This window comes from Caballeronia sp. GACF4, from assembly GCF_023631025.1.
In the GTDB taxonomy this organism is placed as follows: domain Bacteria; phylum Pseudomonadota; class Gammaproteobacteria; order Burkholderiales; family Burkholderiaceae; genus Caballeronia.
The window spans coordinates 1-232 of the sequence record NZ_JALQDW010000071.1 but is presented as its reverse complement, the minus strand read 5'-3'; the positions used below and the strand labels follow the sequence as shown (position 1 = coordinate 232).

1 protein-coding gene is annotated in these 232 nt (G+C 37.9%); it reads left to right on the top strand.

The window, feature by feature from the left end; genetic code table 11:
• Positions 1 to 232, top strand: a 232-nt coding sequence (locus NCR40_RS31240) for a hypothetical protein (protein WP_250511825.1), incomplete at both ends; no start/stop codon positions are given.

Here is a 232-nt window from a genome sequence, read left to right as displayed (position 1 = left end):
GTATTACGTAATTCTGTACTATTAGAAGAAGCAGATACCGAAATAGCCAAAGATATAGATGCCGCATTTGAAAGCGTAGTGGCAGAAGACAATAAAGTAAGTCAACTAGCTGGTGTATTTGCAAAAGCAGGGAGACTTATAAATATTTTCGAGGATGCAATTAAGAATACGGACGACCAGCAAGCAAAAGAGTTTCTTATAGAAAAGCTAGACCAAATCCGAGTAGCTACAC